17 protein-coding genes are annotated in these 15240 nt (G+C 67.8%); 3 read left to right on the forward strand and 14 right to left on the reverse strand.

Annotation, left to right across the window (positions count from 1 at the left end):
• Positions 1-314 precede the first annotated feature (314 nt).
• Positions 315-863: a protein-S-isoprenylcysteine O-methyltransferase gene (locus ABD714_RS20865; protein ID WP_344814402.1), complete on the forward strand. Its 549-nt coding sequence runs from the start codon at positions 315-317 to the stop codon at positions 861-863.
• Between the two features lie 165 nt (positions 864-1028).
• Here ABD714_RS20865 and ABD714_RS23105 read toward each other — a convergent pair whose 3' ends face one another.
• From ABD714_RS23105 to ABD714_RS20890, 6 genes are all read right to left on the reverse strand, one after another.
• Positions 1029-1409, reverse strand: coding sequence for an ATP-binding cassette domain-containing protein (locus ABD714_RS23105; RefSeq protein WP_425562430.1), 381 nt, complete (start codon positions 1407-1409; stop codon positions 1029-1031).
• Entirely contained in the window at positions 1406-1702 is a 297-nt protein-coding gene (locus ABD714_RS20870; protein ID WP_425562431.1) for an ArsR/SmtB family transcription factor, read from the reverse strand. The genes ABD714_RS23105 and ABD714_RS20870 overlap by 4 nt, the downstream gene beginning before the upstream one ends.
• A gap of 100 nt (positions 1703-1802) precedes the next feature.
• Positions 1803-3206 (reverse strand): apolipoprotein N-acyltransferase, encoded by a 1404-nt coding sequence (lnt, locus tag ABD714_RS20875; protein ID WP_344814403.1) that lies wholly within the window; start codon positions 3204-3206, stop codon positions 1803-1805.
• Between the two features lie 9 nt (positions 3207-3215).
• Entirely contained in the window at positions 3216-3338 is a 123-nt protein-coding gene (locus tag ABD714_RS20880; RefSeq protein ID WP_344814386.1) for a hypothetical protein, read from the reverse strand.
• Positions 3339-3493: 155 nt separating this feature from the next.
• Complete coding sequence (locus tag ABD714_RS20885; protein WP_344814387.1) at positions 3494-3838, reverse strand: hypothetical protein; 345 nt, start codon at positions 3836-3838, stop codon at positions 3494-3496.
• Entirely contained in the window at positions 3831-4217 is a 387-nt protein-coding gene (locus ABD714_RS20890; RefSeq protein ID WP_344814388.1) for an ArsR/SmtB family transcription factor, read from the reverse strand. Before ABD714_RS20890 ends, ABD714_RS20885 begins: the two co-directional genes overlap by 8 nt.
• A 229-nt stretch (positions 4218-4446) precedes the next feature.
• Here ABD714_RS20890 and ABD714_RS20895 point away from each other — a divergent pair, with 229 nt between their 5' ends.
• Positions 4447-5049 (forward strand): cadmium resistance transporter, encoded by a 603-nt coding sequence (locus tag ABD714_RS20895; RefSeq protein ID WP_344814389.1) that lies wholly within the window; start codon positions 4447-4449, stop codon positions 5047-5049.
• A 638-nt stretch (positions 5050-5687) separates the two neighbouring features.
• On the opposite strand, the gene ABD714_RS20900 is transcribed toward ABD714_RS20895, so the two are convergent.
• Positions 5688-6383 carry a DedA family protein gene (locus tag ABD714_RS20900; protein ID WP_344814390.1) on the reverse strand — a complete coding sequence of 232 codons (696 nt, stop codon included), beginning with the start codon at positions 6381-6383 and terminating at the stop codon, positions 5688-5690.
• 1631 nt (positions 6384-8014) lie between these two features.
• Entirely contained in the window at positions 8015-8476 is a 462-nt protein-coding gene (locus ABD714_RS20905) for a cupin domain-containing protein (protein WP_344814391.1), read from the reverse strand.
• Between the two features lie 64 nt (positions 8477-8540).
• Between ABD714_RS20905 and ABD714_RS20910 the strand changes: the two genes are divergently transcribed.
• Positions 8541-9140 (forward strand): TetR/AcrR family transcriptional regulator, encoded by a 600-nt coding sequence (locus ABD714_RS20910; RefSeq protein ID WP_344814392.1) that lies wholly within the window; start codon positions 8541-8543, stop codon positions 9138-9140.
• A gap of 252 nt (positions 9141-9392) precedes the next feature.
• On the opposite strand, the gene ABD714_RS20915 is transcribed toward ABD714_RS20910, so the two are convergent.
• From ABD714_RS20915 to ABD714_RS20935, 6 genes are all read right to left on the reverse strand, one after another.
• Positions 9393-9614: a DUF2188 domain-containing protein gene (locus tag ABD714_RS20915; protein ID WP_344814393.1), complete on the reverse strand. Its 222-nt coding sequence runs from the start codon at positions 9612-9614 to the stop codon at positions 9393-9395.
• 547 nt (positions 9615-10161) lie between these two features.
• Entirely contained in the window at positions 10162-10521 is a 360-nt protein-coding gene (locus tag ABD714_RS20920; protein WP_344814394.1) for an EAL domain-containing protein, read from the reverse strand.
• 399 nt (positions 10522-10920) lie between these two features.
• Positions 10921-12243, reverse strand: coding sequence for a hypothetical protein (locus ABD714_RS20925; RefSeq protein ID WP_344814395.1), 1323 nt, complete (start codon positions 12241-12243; stop codon positions 10921-10923).
• Positions 12240-12887, reverse strand: coding sequence for an alpha/beta fold hydrolase (locus ABD714_RS20930; protein ID WP_344814396.1), 648 nt, complete (start codon positions 12885-12887; stop codon positions 12240-12242). The genes ABD714_RS20925 and ABD714_RS20930 overlap by 4 nt, the downstream gene beginning before the upstream one ends.
• Before the next feature lie 435 nt (positions 12888-13322).
• Positions 13323-13763 carry a DUF6247 family protein gene (locus tag ABD714_RS23110; RefSeq protein ID WP_425562433.1) on the reverse strand — a complete coding sequence of 147 codons (441 nt, stop codon included), beginning with the start codon at positions 13761-13763 and terminating at the stop codon, positions 13323-13325.
• 712 nt (positions 13764-14475) lie between these two features.
• Positions 14476-15240: hypothetical protein (locus tag ABD714_RS20935; protein ID WP_344814397.1), on the reverse strand; the 765-nt coding region annotated here is incomplete at its 5' end.

Consider the following 15240-nt stretch of genomic DNA (forward strand, 5'->3'; position numbering starts at 1 on the left):
TCGCCCAGCGCCGTACCGGTGAGGCGCTGCAGAACCAGGTCCTGGTCGCCCAATCCAAGGAGACCTGGATCTCCAACTACCTGTCGATCAGCGTGCTGATCGGTCTGGGCGCGAATGCCCTCCTCGGCTGGTGGTGGGCCGACCCAGTGGCCGCCCTGGTCATCTCCGCCGTCGCCGTTCGTGAGGGCCGGGAGGCCTGGCGGGGGGCGCGGGAATCGAGCCGGTAAGCATTTTCCGCGCCGTCCCAGCGGCTCCGGCCTCCCTCAGCCCCTGAGGCCTACAAGAAAGTGCGTCCTGAAGAGGGGAACGTGATCATGGACCAAGATATGTTCAAGGCTGTCTACCTCGCCGGGTTCATCCTGATCTTCGCCATTCGCCTTCCTTATTGGTGGATGGCGCGAGGCGTCCCGGTGGTCACGGACCGCAAGAAAGGATCAGAGAAGGTCCTTCTTGCCACCCTGTCCGTGGGGGTTGGCGTGCTCCCACTGGTCTATGTGTTCGCCCCGTTGCTGCGCGTTGCCGACTACCGGCTGCCGACCTGGATGGGCTGGATGGGGGCGGTGGTGTTCACATTCGGTCTCTGGATCCTCTGGCGCGCCCACGCCGGTCTGGGGCGGTATTGGTCCGATTCCCTTCAGCTGCGGGAGGGGCAACAACTCGTCACCAGCGGCATCTATCGCCGGATCCGGCACCCGATGTACGCGTTCGGTTGGCTGCTGGCGATCGCCCAGGTTCTGTTGCTGTGGAACTGGATTGCGGGCTGGTCCGGCGTCGTGGCTTTCGCGCTGCTCTACTTCCTCCGAGTGCCGCGCGAGGAACAGATGATGATCGACCAATTCGGGGAACACTATCGAGCCTACTGAGCAGGACTGGGAGAGTGGTCCCACGCCTGGCCTTGAGGAGCAGAGGCAAGTCGATCGCAGGTTGAGTTGGTACCTGGGCTGCCGTCTGTAAATCCTGCAGCGTCGGCGGTAGAAGACACACGGCTTGCTGCTTCCGTCGCTTCGTGACCGGAAGGTGTCAGGCGGTCAAGGTGCGGGGAACGCTCGGGCAGCATTCTGGACCTGGAGAGCGCTGCTCGGGTGGTGCTGGTTACCGGAACGGGCGTACCCATCAGCCGCGCTTGGACACTGCCCGCGACGCTGACCACGGCGTGGTCCGCAGATGCGGCGGGACGAACGTCCGCTCATCGCTTGGCACACGATCCCCGACGCAGACCCGCCGGACTCGTGGCGGAGATAGCCGGCGACCAGGCGCGGCAGCGTCGTCTTGCCGCAGCCGGACGGGCCTAGGACGGCGGTCGTCGAACCGGCCGGGACATCGAAGCCGACCCCTTCGAAGACTGGAGTCCCGTCGGTACCCGGCCCGGAGCCGGTGACCGTGAGCGCACGCATCTGAAGACACCTCATCGCGACAGCAGCCCGGCACCCGGCTCGCCGGATCGAGGCAGGCCCTTGCCCTGGTCGACGGCCAGGGCCACGTCCACCAGCGCGGTGAGCGCGTGGGCGAGATGCTGATCGGACATCTCGTACCGGGTCTGCCGTCCCTCGGGCTCGGCCACCACAATCCCGCAGTCCCGCAGACAGGTCAGATGATTCGACACGTTGGAACGGGTCAGCCCCAGCTCCCGAGACAGCACTGCCGGATAGCTCGGGCCGTCCAGCAGGGTCAGCAAGATCCGTGATCGAGTGGGATCAGCCATCGCTCGGCCCAGCCGGGTCGTCACATCCAACCGCGAGGTTATAGTCAGCACACGCTGACTATACAGTTTCCACTGACTAGAGGGGTAGGCACCTCTGCGGTCAGCGCACCTCGGAGGGGGCTGAGTGGCGGTGTCGAGGTTGGCGCAGTGTCAGCAGGCAGGCGAGCAGCCCGGCCACTGCGAGTCCGCGGTCGAGCCATGGCGCGACCAGCACTGCTGGGGTGAGCGAGCTGCGTAGTGGGAGGGCGGTGACCAGGCTGGCGGCGGTGAATTCGTTGGTGCGTTGCACCACCCGGCCGCTGCGGTCGATCACTCCCGACACCGAGTTGGTGGTGGCCACGGCGATCTCCCGGCGGGCTTCCATCGCCCGGGCCCGGGTGATGGCGAACTGTTGCTCGATCTGGCCGGTGCCGCCGTAGGTGGCATTGTTGCTTTGCACCACCAACACCTCCGCGCCGGCCCGGAGGGTGCCGTACACGGTGCGGTCGTAGGCCAGCTCGAAGCACATCACGTCCCCCACCACCACATCGCGGCCGCCGGCCTGCACCGGGAGGACGCCGGGTTCGGTGCCGGGCACTGACTGGGCGCCGACCTTGGACAGGATCGGCAGCAGCGGCAGCAACTGCTTACGGAGCGGGATCCATTCCCCGAACGGCACCAGGTTTTGTTTGTGGTAGCGGGCGGTTTCTCCGCGGTCGGGGTCCCACCACAGCGCGGTGATCTGCCGCTCGCCGGCGCCGGGGCCTTGGGTGACCGCGCCGACCATGATCGGGACGCCGGCCACCTCGGCGGCGTTTTGTACGGTCTGCCGGGTGACCGGGTCGCGGTACGGGTCGATGTCGGTGGAGTTCTCCGGCCACAGGACGAAGTCGGGGACCGGCACCAGCCCGAGCCTTGCTCGGGTCATCAGCGCGACCGTTTCGGCGAGGTGGTTGGTGGTCACCGTGCGGGCCCGGCCCAGCGCCTCGATGCCCCGGCCGGGCACGTTGCCCTGCACCACCCCCACCTGCAGCTCCCCGGCCGCCTCCGGCTGAGGGTCGGTCTGCCACTGCCGCAGACCGGCGCCGGCCCCGACCAGCAGAACCAGGACCGCGGCGACGACAGCCAGCCGCCGGATCCCGACGGCGGTGGTCAAACCCCGATGCCGCAGGGTCAGGACCAGCCACGCGACCAGCTGACCGGCTAGCGCGACCAGGAACGACACCCCGGCCACCCCGACCAGGGGCAGGAAACCGGCCAGCGGGGTGTCCACGGCGGCGTAGGCGATCCGGGTCCAGCCGAACCCGCCGAACGGCACCCGGGAGTAGGCGTACTCGACCCCCACCCAGCAGCAGGCCGCCAGCACCGGCCAGCCGCGTAGCCGGGTGACCAGGCTCAGCGCGGCCCCGAGACCGGCGAAGAACAGCGCCTCCACCAGCACCAACAGGGCCGCGACCCACACCCCGAGCACATGCACCCAGCTGATGGTGACCGCAAGGAAGGCGACCCCGAACAGGTACCCCAGGCCGAGGCCTCAGCGGACCGGGACGCCCCGCACCGCCAGCGTCAGTGCGGGCAGGGCCACCAGCAGCAGCGGCCAGAGGTTGTAGGGCTGGAAGCTCAAACCCAGCGCCGCACCCGCTACCACCGCGGTCAACGACCGCGCCACACCCGCCGGACTCGAGGCAACCGCGGCGCCGGATCTGGCCTCCACCACGGCTGAGTTCGCCGAGGAACGCCGCGACCCGCCAGCGGGGTCGTTGACCCGGTCCCAGGGTCCGGCCCAACGGCGCGCCGGTTGCGTCCGGCCAGTCATGCTCGAGGTCCGGGCTGGTGTTCCCCGGTTCGGTCGGCTGCCCCGCGGTGGGGGATGACGGTGCGCAGCAGCCGACGCAGCGTGGTCGGGACGAAGGCGTGAACACCGAGCAGTAGCGCGATCACCTGCACCAACACGCGATCCACGGTGCGGCCGGGCGCAGCCCAGCCGACGATCACCGCCGTTAGCACCAACAGCCCAGACAGCGCGGCGGACCGCAGGTCGGTGACCTCCCAGAGCCGCTCCGGCTCGCGTTCCCTCTCCTCGACTGGCTCCTGTCCGGCGGGTTCGGTGGCCTTGACCGGCCGCTGCTCGTCGCCCCAGCCGCCGGCCTCAGTCAACGTCGGCCTGCGCCCTCACAGTGTGCGGGTCCGGGTTGCCGTAGACCGGGCACAACGCGACCGCCGACCCAGTGGCCGACAGCACCGTCTCCGCCGCGGCCAGCAGCTGCAGCAGCTCCGGCTGAGCCAGCCGGTAGAACACCTGCCGTCCCTGCGGCCGGCCAGCCACCAGACCGCAGTCCCGCAGACAGGCCACATGCGTCGACACCGTCGACTGCGGCAGGACCAGCGAGGCCATCAAGTCCACCACCCGCGCCTCACCGCCGGCCAGCCGCTGCACGATCGCCAGCCGGGTCGGCTCGGACAGGCTGTGGAACAAGGCGGCCGCCGGCGTCAGCGCACCTCTCGAGGCCGGACCGATGTCCAGAGCGGTCGTCACCACGGCATAGTATCAACGTCAACCGATGGGATCGAGGAATACTGATGTTGATGACCCGGGCGGAGACGACACGGGTGGACTCGCCGCCCCGGTCGGTGCCTGCAACGCTGGTACGAGGCACGGGTGGTGCTCAGGATCGGCGGCCAGCTGCCGCCCTTGCGCTCGGCGTCGCGGTCATACCGCCCGGTCCACCCACGGCCGCAGCCGATAGCCCCGATCCGAGGACCTCATGACCATCGTCGCAACACTGCTGCAGGCCGCCGGCCTGTTCCTGGTCACCAACATCGACGACATCATCGTCTTGTCGTTGTTCTTCACCCGCGGCGCCGGGCAGCGCGGCACCACCGCCAAGATCACCGCCGGCCAGTACCTGGGCTTCGGCGCCATCCTGGCCGTCGCCGTCGCCGTCACCCTCGGCGCGCAGGCCTTCCTACCCGAATCGGCGATCCCCTACTTCGGGCTGATCCCGCTGCTGCTCGGGCTCCGCGCCGCATGGCAGGTCTGGCGGCGCCGCGGCGACGACGATGACGACGAGCTCGCCGAGGGCAAGACCGTCAGCGTTCTCACGGTGGCGGCGGTCACCTTCGCCAACGGCGGGGACAACATCGGGGTGTACGTGCCGGTGTTCCTCGCCGTCGGCACCGCCGCCGTCGTGGCCTACTGCGTCGCCTTTTTACTCCTGGTGAGCGTGCTCGTGCTGGCCGCCCGCTTCATCGCCACCCGCCGACCCATCGCCGCCGTCTTGGAACGCTGGGAACACATCTTGTTCCCGCTCGTCCTGATCGGGCTCGGCCTGGTCATCCTCATCGAAGGCGGCGCCTTCGGCCTATGACCCCGCGCCGTCCGGCAGCGGCGCGTCGGCATCGGAGGCCGCCTTCCTGGGCCAGCCGGCAGGAGAACGGAGACACGATGCGAGCTTCTTCCTCACACAGCGCCAGGTGGACCTACGTTCTTCACTCCGTGTGTGGTGGCGTTGGTGCCTGGATACCTCGCGTACGCCACCGGCATGAGCGCGGCCGACATCTCCGGCGCCGGTCGCCGCGACCGCGGGCGCCGGGTTGTTCGTGGCCGGCTTCGTGGCCGGCTTCGTCTTCGGTGTCGTCGGGCCGTGGCTGACACTGATATCAGACGCTAGGCACCCCGGCTGGTCGGGATCTTGACCATCGGCATGAGGCTGATGTTCTCTGGGCCATCCCGTTGGGCCGCCGCGTTCCGGCTGCAGCGACTGCCCGCTGTGGGTCTGGCGGGAGCTCCGCTGCTCGGGGTGGTGTTCGGCCTCGGCGGGACCCCTGCCTCGGCCCGACCCTCGGCGTGGTCATCTCGCTGACCGTGACCCAGGCCTGCCGGTGGCCAGCGCGCCCGGAGCGGCGGCAGGAGCTGCGGCGCGTTGTCCGGGATGGTCCCGTCGAAGTCCGCTTCCCCGAGGGCGTAGACGGAGGAGCAGTTCGCCGCGGGTGGGGCTGAGTCGATCTACAGCTCGGTGGGTCCGGTGGCCGCCGCACTCAGCGCGGCCTTGGTCCGTCGCTTGTGCAGCAGGTACTCCAGCAGCATCGGGATCACCGACACGAACACGATCAGGAGGAGGGCCGCGTCGAGGTTGTGCTGGATGACCGGGATCCTGCCGAGGTGGAAGCCGAGGACGGTGATGCCGCAGGCCCACAGCACGCCGCCGATGGCGGTGTAGGTGATGAACTTGCGGAAGTCCATCCGGCCGACGCCCGCGACCAGGGTGACGAAGGTACGCACGATCGGCACGAACCGGGCCAGGATGAGGGCGCGGTTGCCGTACCGCTCAAAGAACACGTGGGTCTTGTCGACGTAGGACTGCTGGAAGACCTTGCCCATCACGCCGGTCCGGGGCTTGAACAGCGGCGGACCGATCAGCCGGCCGATCCAGTAACCGCAGACGTTACCCAGCACGGCGGCGATGGTCAGCACCACACAGACGAAGACGAGGCTGTGGTCGATGATGCCCATCGAGGTGAACAGGCCGACGGTGAACAGCAGCGAGTCCCCGGGCAGGATGGCGAACAGCCCGCACTCGGCGAAGATGACGAACGCGACACCCCACAGGGCGTACGGTCCGAAGAACTGGATCAGGAACTCGGGATCCATCCAGGACGGCAGCAGCATCGGCGTCAGCAAGGCGGCGTCGAGCGTGGTCATCGGGTCGAGGATACCGTTCGGCCTCGTGGAAACCCCAGGAAACGGCCACGTGAGCCTCGGCCCGCTACCAGAGGGCAAGGGGACCACGGGGTGGGACGGCGAGCTGGTGGCCGACGTGGACCGACGCAAGTCACCGAACGCGATCTGCAAGTGCACCTCCACCCCGTGTCGCCTCCTCGCCGCGATGCTCGCCGACGACTGCGCAAGCATCGGCGGCGACAACCTGCCCCGGATCGGTGCCACTGGAGACCGAGCGGCTTCCTGTCGGATTGGTCGGGTCCAGGGGTGGTAGAGGGCGATCGTAGTAGCGGCCAAGGCGGGCGACGTTTACGGTCGTCTCGACCCAGTACGGCAGTCCGCCACGAGTTCAGGGACGAGCACTCGATGAAGCACGGCGTCGACGTCGAGCCGGGCCGCGTCGCGGGCGTCGTTGGTATTCAGCGTGACGGCGGCGCCGTCGCGATCCGGCTGGCCACCTGGCCCATGTTGCGGAACAGTCGGCCAGTAGATCGGAACGGCTGCTAGGCGCGGGCGGCGATTCCACGATAGGGGCGGCGAGCGCTGCCATGCGCCGGCAGTCGGCTCCGATCTTGATGCCGGACACCTTGCCGATGTCCGCTCTCGAGACCGTTGAGGATCCGCACCGGTCCGGTGGCAAGCCCGAACTGGACGATCGACCAGACCTCGCGGCGAGTGGCCAAGATCAGGGCGGGGTGGGCGTACAGGGACCCCACCTCCTCGGTGGTGCCAGTCGCGTTGTCAGCGGCGACGGCTGCAACTGCAACCGCGTTCAGGGACCCGGCCGGGGTCTTCGGCGATCAGGTAACACGCCCGCACACCGGCCGGGTCGGCGTCACGTTGTCGGAGGTGCCGATCCCAGCCAGCGGCTGAGTCCTCCGGGGTCCGCGATGCCTGCCGCCGATGCCAGGCGGCCGGTGGGATGTGGCCGCGATGCGCCCGCAGGCAGCCACGTCGTCATCAACTCACCCAGCATCCGGGACGTGTTAGATGCTCGCCAGTGACTGAGTCGCCCGAAGTTTGAACTGGTCAGTCGGGAGCCGTCATTCTCGCTACAGACAGCGTGATGTAGTCATCCCCGTCGTCGGTGTCCTCGGCTTCCACGGGGCAACCGGTCAAGGCGGCGAGGATCAGGGCAGCTAGGACCGCTGCGGCCGCGCGTCGTCGAAGGCTCATACCGGCATCTTCGCAGGATGGATCTCGCTGCGGGTGGGGGGCCGGCCCGCAATCCGACCGTCTACCGGTGCAGTCACGGCCGGCGGAGTCTGGAGCCGTTGGTGCGAGCGGCTCCCTCCCAACATCTCCGTCGGAAGAGTGGCGACCCAGTCCAAGGACGTCGTGGGGCCGGTGTCGGTGCCGGTGTCCGACAAAAGGCGACCGGGAACTCCGAGACGTCATGGACGGATCAGCCCAAGTGACTTGAGTCAGTGGGCTGACCCCAGCTGGGTGTCGTTGTCGCCATGGCTCATCTGCTCCTGGTTGGGCCGCGACCAGACGTGACCGGGTGGGATGTGCGTCACCTTCCGTGCCGGCGGAACTGCCAGTCCGTTTCGTCGATGCCACGGGGATCGTCGTTCGGCGCCACACCAGGAGCATGCGGCGCTGCCGACAGCTCAGAACGGCGGCGGGCCGAGGATCTCGATCGCACCGGTGGCCTCAGCGGCCGCACGGATCCGGTCGAAGTCGACGGGCGTGGGGTGGTCCTCGCTGGCGTGCCGGTAGAACGCCTCGCCGGCAGCCGGGTTCTGGAAGGCCAGCATTCTGGCGGTCGGCGATGTGACCATGAAGGCGTGCGGGACGCGGCGTGGGAACATCGCCAGCCCGCCCGCGCCGAGCGTGGTTTCCTCGCCGTCGATATGCAGCAGGATCTCGCCCTCGAGCAGGTAGAACGTCTCATCCGCATGGGGGTGGAGGTGCAGCGGAGTCACCTTCCCCTGCTCGAGTTGGTCCTCGAACATGAAGAACGCAGCACCGCTCTCTGCCCCGGTGACCTTCCAGGTGAACGTCCCACCGCCGCAGAACCAGGCCTGCTCGCCCTCACCCTGCTGCCGGACCGTGGCGGTCAGCGTGTCCATGACGTCGCCCCTTCAACGTTATGGGACTTATGTCCCATAACGACATTAGGGTACCGTGAACGCCATGTCAACGGTCTACGAGGAGTTCGGCCGGACCCGGCAGAAGGCACGCACCCGCAGCCAGCTGATCGCCGCGACCAGGGCACTGATCGCGGCAGGGACGGCCTCGCCGACCGTCGAGCAGGCGGCCGAGGCGGCCTCGGTGTCGCGCACCACCGCCTATCGCTACTTCCCCAGTCAGAAGGCCCTGCTGATCGCCGCACACCCCGAGATCCAGACGTCGTCGCTGCTGCCCGACGAGCCGGGCGACGACCCCGTGACCCGCCTCGCCTTGGCCATCGAGAAGTTCGTCGACCTGGTGCTGGAGTCCGAGGGGCAGCAACGGACGATGCTGCGGCTCTCACTCGAGAGCGACGCCACGGACCTTCCGCTGCGGCAGGGCCGGGCGATCGGCTGGTTCGTGGATGCGCTGGCTCCGCTGGAGCCACGGCTCGGAAAGGCGGACATCTATCGGCTGGCGGTGGCTATCCGCAGCGCAGTTGGCATCGAGTCACTTGTGTGGCTCACCGACATCGCCGGTCTGTCCCGGGAGGAGGCTGCGCGACAACTCCGATGGACCGCGCAGGCGATGCTCGCCCATGCCCTCGCTGAAGGGCTGCCCTAGAGGATCGCTCACGGCACGTGGTTCATCGACCACGCCGACTCGGGCGGATTTGCCGGCTGCTATAAAACAGCCGTGCGCATGCCGTTGGTCGTGCGAGGACGCATGGCGCCGTAGGGGACCGTGTTGCGGAACGCGGTGCTTCAGGACCGGGCCCTGGCTCTGGCCGGGTCCGACAGACACCCATCGGGGCGGTCACCGCAAGGGCTTTCGGACTGGCCTTTGACGGTTTCAGGGGCCGGTCGCACGGCCTGGCTATCCGCGGATGTTGCGTGGATCGTGCCCGTAGCTGTTGCGTTCGGCAATCTGCCCGTTCTCGTTCTTGATGATGTGCTCAACCAGCCGGTCCATCGCGTACCGACGGCCGGCGGCTTGGGCCTCCTCTTTGGTCGGGTGGTCGCTCAGCACCTGACCGCCCTCGACCCGGTTGTGCCAGGCTCCGTCTTGGTGGTACGTCTCCACATCACCCTTGGGCATCGCGCCTCCTCCGTCGACTTGCTCCCATCGAAGCAGACTTAGATTGGGCACTCGGCGACGCCCCTTGCACGGTCGTGGCGGGATTCGTGGACCCGGGAATACCGGTGCGCCTCGTGCGTGGCGACTGCTGCTGTCTGGTGCAGGACCCCCGGGCCTCACCCTTTCGCCGCTACGAGGGCCACTCGCCGAGAGGCGTCTGCCAGGCGGCTCGACATCGCCGCTGTCGCCTGTGGTGATCGGTGAGCGGTCAGCCTCAAAATACTCGGGCCGACTAACGGCCGACGGTCCGACCAGACGGGCCCAGTCCGCTCACCGCAAGGGCACCCTTCAGCGAGACGGCCCGGTGAGGCTTGCGGCGTACCTGGATCGTTGTCAGCCGGCGGCCCAGTCCCGGACGGCGCGGTTGTGATCACGCTCGGCCGGGGTGGTGGCCGGATCCGCGGGCTGGAGTGGTGGCCCAGCGGCCGCAGCCGAGGTTGTGCGGTGCTCCAGCAGCCCGGGATACGTCGGCGAAGGGGGTGGGTTTGTGCACGTGGTAGCCCTCTCCCTAGGTGCATCCCCATTCCCGCCGCAGCGCCAAGGATTGTTTGTCCTCGACTCCTTCGGCGACTATTTCGAGTCCGAGGGAGGTGGCGAGCTGCAGCACGGAGCGGACGATGGTCTGGTTCTTGGGATCGGTCGAGAGTGTCTTCACGAATCCCTGGTCGATCTTCAGCGTGGAGATCGGCAGCTTCTGCAGGTAGGTGAGGGAGGACTGGCCGACGCCGAAGTCGTCGATCGCGACTCCGTACCCGTGGTCGCGTAGCGTCTCGATCAGCCGGCGGCACTGTTCGGGGTCGGCCATGATGGCGCTTTCGGTGATCCCACCTCGACCAGGTCCGGTGGCAGCCGGTATGCGTCGCGACACTGCTCGAGGACCTCGAGCAGGCTGCGGTCGGTCAGGTTGCGGACTGAGAGGTTGATGGAGACGCGGCCCCCAGTCGGCCGGTGCGGCGCCGATCCCAGACTCGTGCCGGTAGCCGGTAGCCGAGCTTCAGGACCGTCAAGGTGGCCTCGGGGGCGTTGTCGTTGTTCTCGATCGGCCAAGTCCCGAATTTCAGCAACGGCATCCGATGCTGTCCCAGAGACGGTTGGTTCGGTGTAGTCGGGGGATGTCATGTCGTGATCCAACTTGATCCGATCGGGTTCTTGGTGACCTGGCTTTCGCCCTCGCCAGCGGTCGGCCTTGCCGACGAGGTCGAAGGACCACGACCGGTCCCTACGGCGTACCGGCCGACCCTCGGCTCGGCGATTCGGCGCGGCTGATTCAGGTGATGGTCAGGCCGTTGGTACGGAGCTGGTCCAGTGCCTGGTCGACGGGTAGGGGCGACCACAGCCGTCGTGCGGGGGTCAGCTGTTCGAGACGGGTGTCGTAGCGCCCCATGAACGCGATGTCGTGCGGGAACTTCTCGGTGGTCAGGCCCGGGAACCGGGCCGTGACCCCGTGCCGGGCCAGCACCTGTGACCAGTCGGCAGGGGTGGCGATGCCGGGGGAGCGGGCGCCGTGCTGGAAGGGCAGCACGTACGCCTCGTCGAACGGCTCGGCCGTCTCCAGGTAGGTGGCCAGGCTGTCGAGCGCCGGGCGTACCGAGAAGAAGGTCCAGAACGGAACGGCGGCCTTGGTGATGGTCAACCAGGGGTCCGCCAAGATGAACGAGGGCACGATCAGCCGCTTGTCGTTTTCGCCACGCTCGCGATACCAGCGGCGCATGAGGGTGGCGACAGCGGCGGACGGTGCTTGCGGACCGTGATACCTGATGGTGACCAACGGGTGGCCGTGAGTAGCGCACCAGGCGGCGACGGCCGCGGTGAACCCGGGCTCGGCGCCCCACTCGGCCTCGGGTGCGGTGTCGTCGGGTGTGGGGGTGTGCGCTCGACGGAGGTAGTCGTCGGGCTCGAGCCCGCCCTGGGCGCCGGGTTGGAACAGGTACTGGTCGCTGACCCGCACCACGGGCCAGGTCGAGGTGTCGTCGACGATGATCACCGGAGCGCCCGGTTGCAGCCGCTCGGACAGGAACCGGCGATACCCGAGCGGCAGCGTGCGCCACTTGACTCGGAAGTACGCCATCCGTGCCGCCATCAGCTCGTCCTGCATCTGGTCGTGCATGTGGTGCACCACGACGTCAGGGTTGGCGGCGGTCAGGGTCGGTGCGTGACGGATGCCGAAGCGCAGCGCAGCGTCCAGGTCGTTGACGTCGGCGTTCCGGCGTACGGGGACGAGCAGGGTGCCGGGGAGCCAGGGGATCTGAGCGGCGGCGGCGAGCTGGGTGAGGGCACCGTTGCTCGAGCCGAGGAGGACGGCGGGATAGCGACGGGCGGGGTAGGCGTCGGCGAGCCACTCGGCGACGGTGGCGAGGTCGACGCGGGCGAGCTGGCTCTCGGTCAGGCCCTCGCCGGCGCCGATCCGGGCGTAGACGCGTTGCAGCAGTGGCCACGGCAGCTGTCCGCCGACCCGGGCGCCCAGGCCGGCCGCCCGCCCCTGCCCGAGGTTCGGGAATGGTGATCCGTTCAGGGCGGCCACGGTCGCGGCATGCATCGCCGACGCGGAGTCGAAGGAGGCGATCGTTTGGCTGGGCGGCAGGGCGCTCATGCGGCGAGCTCCGAGACGAGGGTGACGAAGCGGCCGGCGTCGCCGATAGGCCAGGAGTGGGGAGCGTCCGGCACCAGGAGCAGGCGGCCACCGACGCGTTCGGCCAGGTCCACGGCGTAGGAGTGTGCGGTCAGCTGATCGGCCTCGGCGTGCACGATGGTGATCTTGGCTGCCACCTCCGGCAGGACGTCCTCGAGTCGTACTCGGACGGCGGAGCTGAAGCCGCGGAAGATCCGTGGTGCCCCGGCGTGACGCCAGTCGCCGATCTGCTGGGAGAGCGGTGGTGAGTCGGGATGATCTTCACCCTTCAGCCACGCCGCCAGGAGGCGCCGGTGGCTTCGCTTCGCCGGGTCGACCGTCGGACTCACCAGCAGCAGGTGCTCGACGCGCCGGCCGGCGACCGCGGCCGCGACCGCTGCCGCCTGGGTGCCCACCGATAGCCCGATCAGGACCGCGACCGGACGGTCGTCCTCACGCAGACGCCGGCCCAGCTGCCGTCCGTACAGCTCCAGATCGGCCGGCACCGTCCGCCATGCCGGTGGATCCAATAGCTCCGCGTCCAAACCGGCCGCCCTCAAGGCACCGACGGCCAGATCGGCGTAACCCCGAACGGCGAGACCGGGAACGACAAGCACTCTGCGCACGCGAGCATCCTCACACCCACCGTGCTCGGCGGCGACCGGTGGTGGACCTACGCTCACATTGCAGCACCCAGGCCGGCACCGTCGGCTCCAGGCAGGTGTCGGCGCACGAAGGTGGTGAGGCCGGCCATCTCCTCGGATGCGACGTTGTGCCCGATGTTCGAATAGACCTTGGCCCGATCCCCGGGGCGAGCCGAGACGCCCATCCTCGGGGAGCGACGTCTTGAGCTGGCTCGATCAGCAGTCCGGCAGCACGAGCTGCTGATGGAGCCTGGGAGAAGCCGATGATGCCGATCGAGCTGTATCCGACCAACTTCATACCGAACTGACGAAGTCCGATTAGAAGGAATGAGTGGCTCGGGTGACGCTGACTGAGCGAACTCACTGCTTCTGAGCCGTTGATCAGGTCCTCCTTGCCCGTTGGGAGCTGGTGGCGTCTCACGACGCTCCCCGACACGTGGTTGCGCAGCCACACCACCATGGACGCAGGTCGAACCCCATGGTCTCGTCCATGCGGATCTGCTGTGTGTCTCGGCGGAACAGGTCGTGAAGTGGCGTCTGGAACTTCCAGCCATCGCGTCCAGTACACCGGCATTCGCTCGCCTCTAGCCCGTTCGGGCCTGGACGCCAGCCGTTGAAGTCGCCAGATCGTGCCCTGTCGATCATCGCCCGCTCGTTGTCTGCCAACGGGTTGCCTCGAACAGCAGCGATCCGCCACCAGCGGTCCAATGCGATTTCAAGCGGGGCTGTTTCGACGGCACCGCCGGCTTGCTCGGCGGCTGCTGCAAAGTCGCGCTCGAACTCGGCGCACTCAAGGTGACACCTCGGCCAGCAGGGCGCGGATCGCCGGTCCGGAGCGGGCCACGACAGTTGAAGCAGAACTCATGGGTCCCAGTATCCCGCAAGGCGGGACGGCCTGGTGAGCGATGTCCCAGAGGCTAGCTCCCGGTTTGATCCCGGCGCCAGCGCCCTGTCATACGGCGGCTTATCGGCTCACGCCCCTCAGCAACTTCCCGCGGTGCTCAGATTCAACGGCCGACTTACGGGTCCGTGCGGCGTTGAAAGGCGATATAGGGAACGCCCTCCGATTCGAACCCGGGCTTCCAAACCGCTCGCTCGTACACCGTCGCCCTTCGGCCAGGGATATGGTACGGAAGGATTTCGGACTCGCGGGTTTCCGCTGGTAAGAACTCTCGTACCTCGTCGTCAAGCGGCGCCGGCAGCGTCACCCACTCCAGCATCCGCCAAGCCTTCGGAATCTGCCGACGCTCACCTTCGTGAGGTCCGTTAAGGAAGACAGCGGTCACCGGAGCTGTCTGACCCAGCATGTTCGAGAGCATCAATCCCCTTCCAACTGGCCTAACGTCACCACAGACGCGAACCCTTCTGTGTTTAGTGTTGCGCTCCCACCCAGCCCACCCCCTCAGGATCACCTTTGTCGCTCACTGCGCCAGGGTCAAGCGCTCAGAAGCAGCCGACCTGCTTCGCATGGCCATAGGCGCGCTCGACCCTGCACTCGCTGGGATGTCGACATAGGAGGCTGACGGACAGCAACCCGCCTCGTGTTGGATCACCGTCCTGCAGTGGTGGCCTACGCGGGGGTGATGCCCAGTCGAAGTGCCGCTTCCCGCAGCGACGTCCAGTCGCCAGTCCTCGCAACGAGCTGCTCGAGCTTGGGTTTGAGGTCGTAGTCGCCCCAGAAGGGGGTCGATGTGTTCGTCATGAGGTGGGTTAGGAAGCGTCCGACCGCGACGGGGCAGGCGCCAATGAGCTCGTTGGAGAGGCGGCTCGTCGACTCGCCGTACGGGGCGAGACCGGCATGGGTGGCTGTCACCAGCGTCACTGAATCGACGAATTGCTCGGCCGGGAGGTTGGTTGCCAGGACTGCCAACGCGTCTGCTTCAGATTTCGACAGTACGGTTGGATGGCTCTTGGTCCGCTGCCTCCAGTACTCGGCTAACCAAGTGTCCCAGACTGCCGCGACCGCGGCGGGGTCGATCTCGCCGAGCTCATTTCCAACCGCCTCGATCCATTGAGTCCGCTGGTCGGGCGAAGCCTTCGCTGTCAGTTGCTCCACCCATGACGCAGCCGGCGGCGATTGGCACTGCACTGCGATCGAGGCCAGAAGCCCTGCCCACCGTCGCATCTGGTCGTCGTCGAAGGCGTCTTGGTGTTTTGCCGTCTCAATCAGGCCCGCAAGCAAGCCGTTGGTAACGAGCCCGTCGTTCCAACGGGCGTTACTGAGGACTCCGTGCCAGAACGGCTCCGCAACCAGGGGCTCTGTCCAGTCACTTAGCCTCGATCCACCGATCGGCGTTGGTGGGCGGGTCTGTCTGAATGGTGGCGCTGCTTCTGG

This window comes from Microlunatus aurantiacus (assembly GCF_039536605.1).
Taxonomy (GTDB): domain Bacteria; phylum Actinomycetota; class Actinomycetes; order Propionibacteriales; family Propionibacteriaceae; genus Microlunatus; species Microlunatus aurantiacus.

Excerpts from the sequence above, each read along its gene's own strand:
- ABD714_RS20865 (WP_344814402.1), top strand. The coding sequence starts at position 315 with ATGGACCAAGATATGTTCAAGGCTGTCTACCTCGCCGGGTTCATCCTG.
- ABD714_RS23105 (WP_425562430.1), bottom strand. The coding sequence starts at position 1,409 with ATGAGGTGTCTTCAGATGCGTGCGCTCACGGTCACCGGCTCCGGGCCG.
- ABD714_RS20870 (WP_425562431.1), bottom strand. The coding sequence starts at position 1,702 with ATGGCTGATCCCACTCGATCACGGATCTTGCTGACCCTGCTGGACGGC.
- ABD714_RS20895 (WP_344814389.1), top strand. The coding sequence starts at position 4,447 with ATGACCATCGTCGCAACACTGCTGCAGGCCGCCGGCCTGTTCCTGGTC.
- ABD714_RS20900 (WP_344814390.1), bottom strand. The coding sequence starts at position 6,383 with ATGACCACGCTCGACGCCGCCTTGCTGACGCCGATGCTGCTGCCGTCC.
- ABD714_RS20905 (WP_344814391.1), bottom strand. The coding sequence starts at position 8,476 with ATGGACACGCTGACCGCCACGGTCCGGCAGCAGGGTGAGGGCGAGCAG.
- ABD714_RS20910 (WP_344814392.1), top strand. The coding sequence starts at position 8,541 with ATGTCAACGGTCTACGAGGAGTTCGGCCGGACCCGGCAGAAGGCACGC.
- ABD714_RS20915 (WP_344814393.1), bottom strand. The coding sequence starts at position 9,614 with ATGCCCAAGGGTGATGTGGAGACGTACCACCAAGACGGAGCCTGGCAC.
- ABD714_RS20925 (WP_344814395.1), bottom strand. The coding sequence starts at position 12,243 with ATGAGCGCCCTGCCGCCCAGCCAAACGATCGCCTCCTTCGACTCCGCG.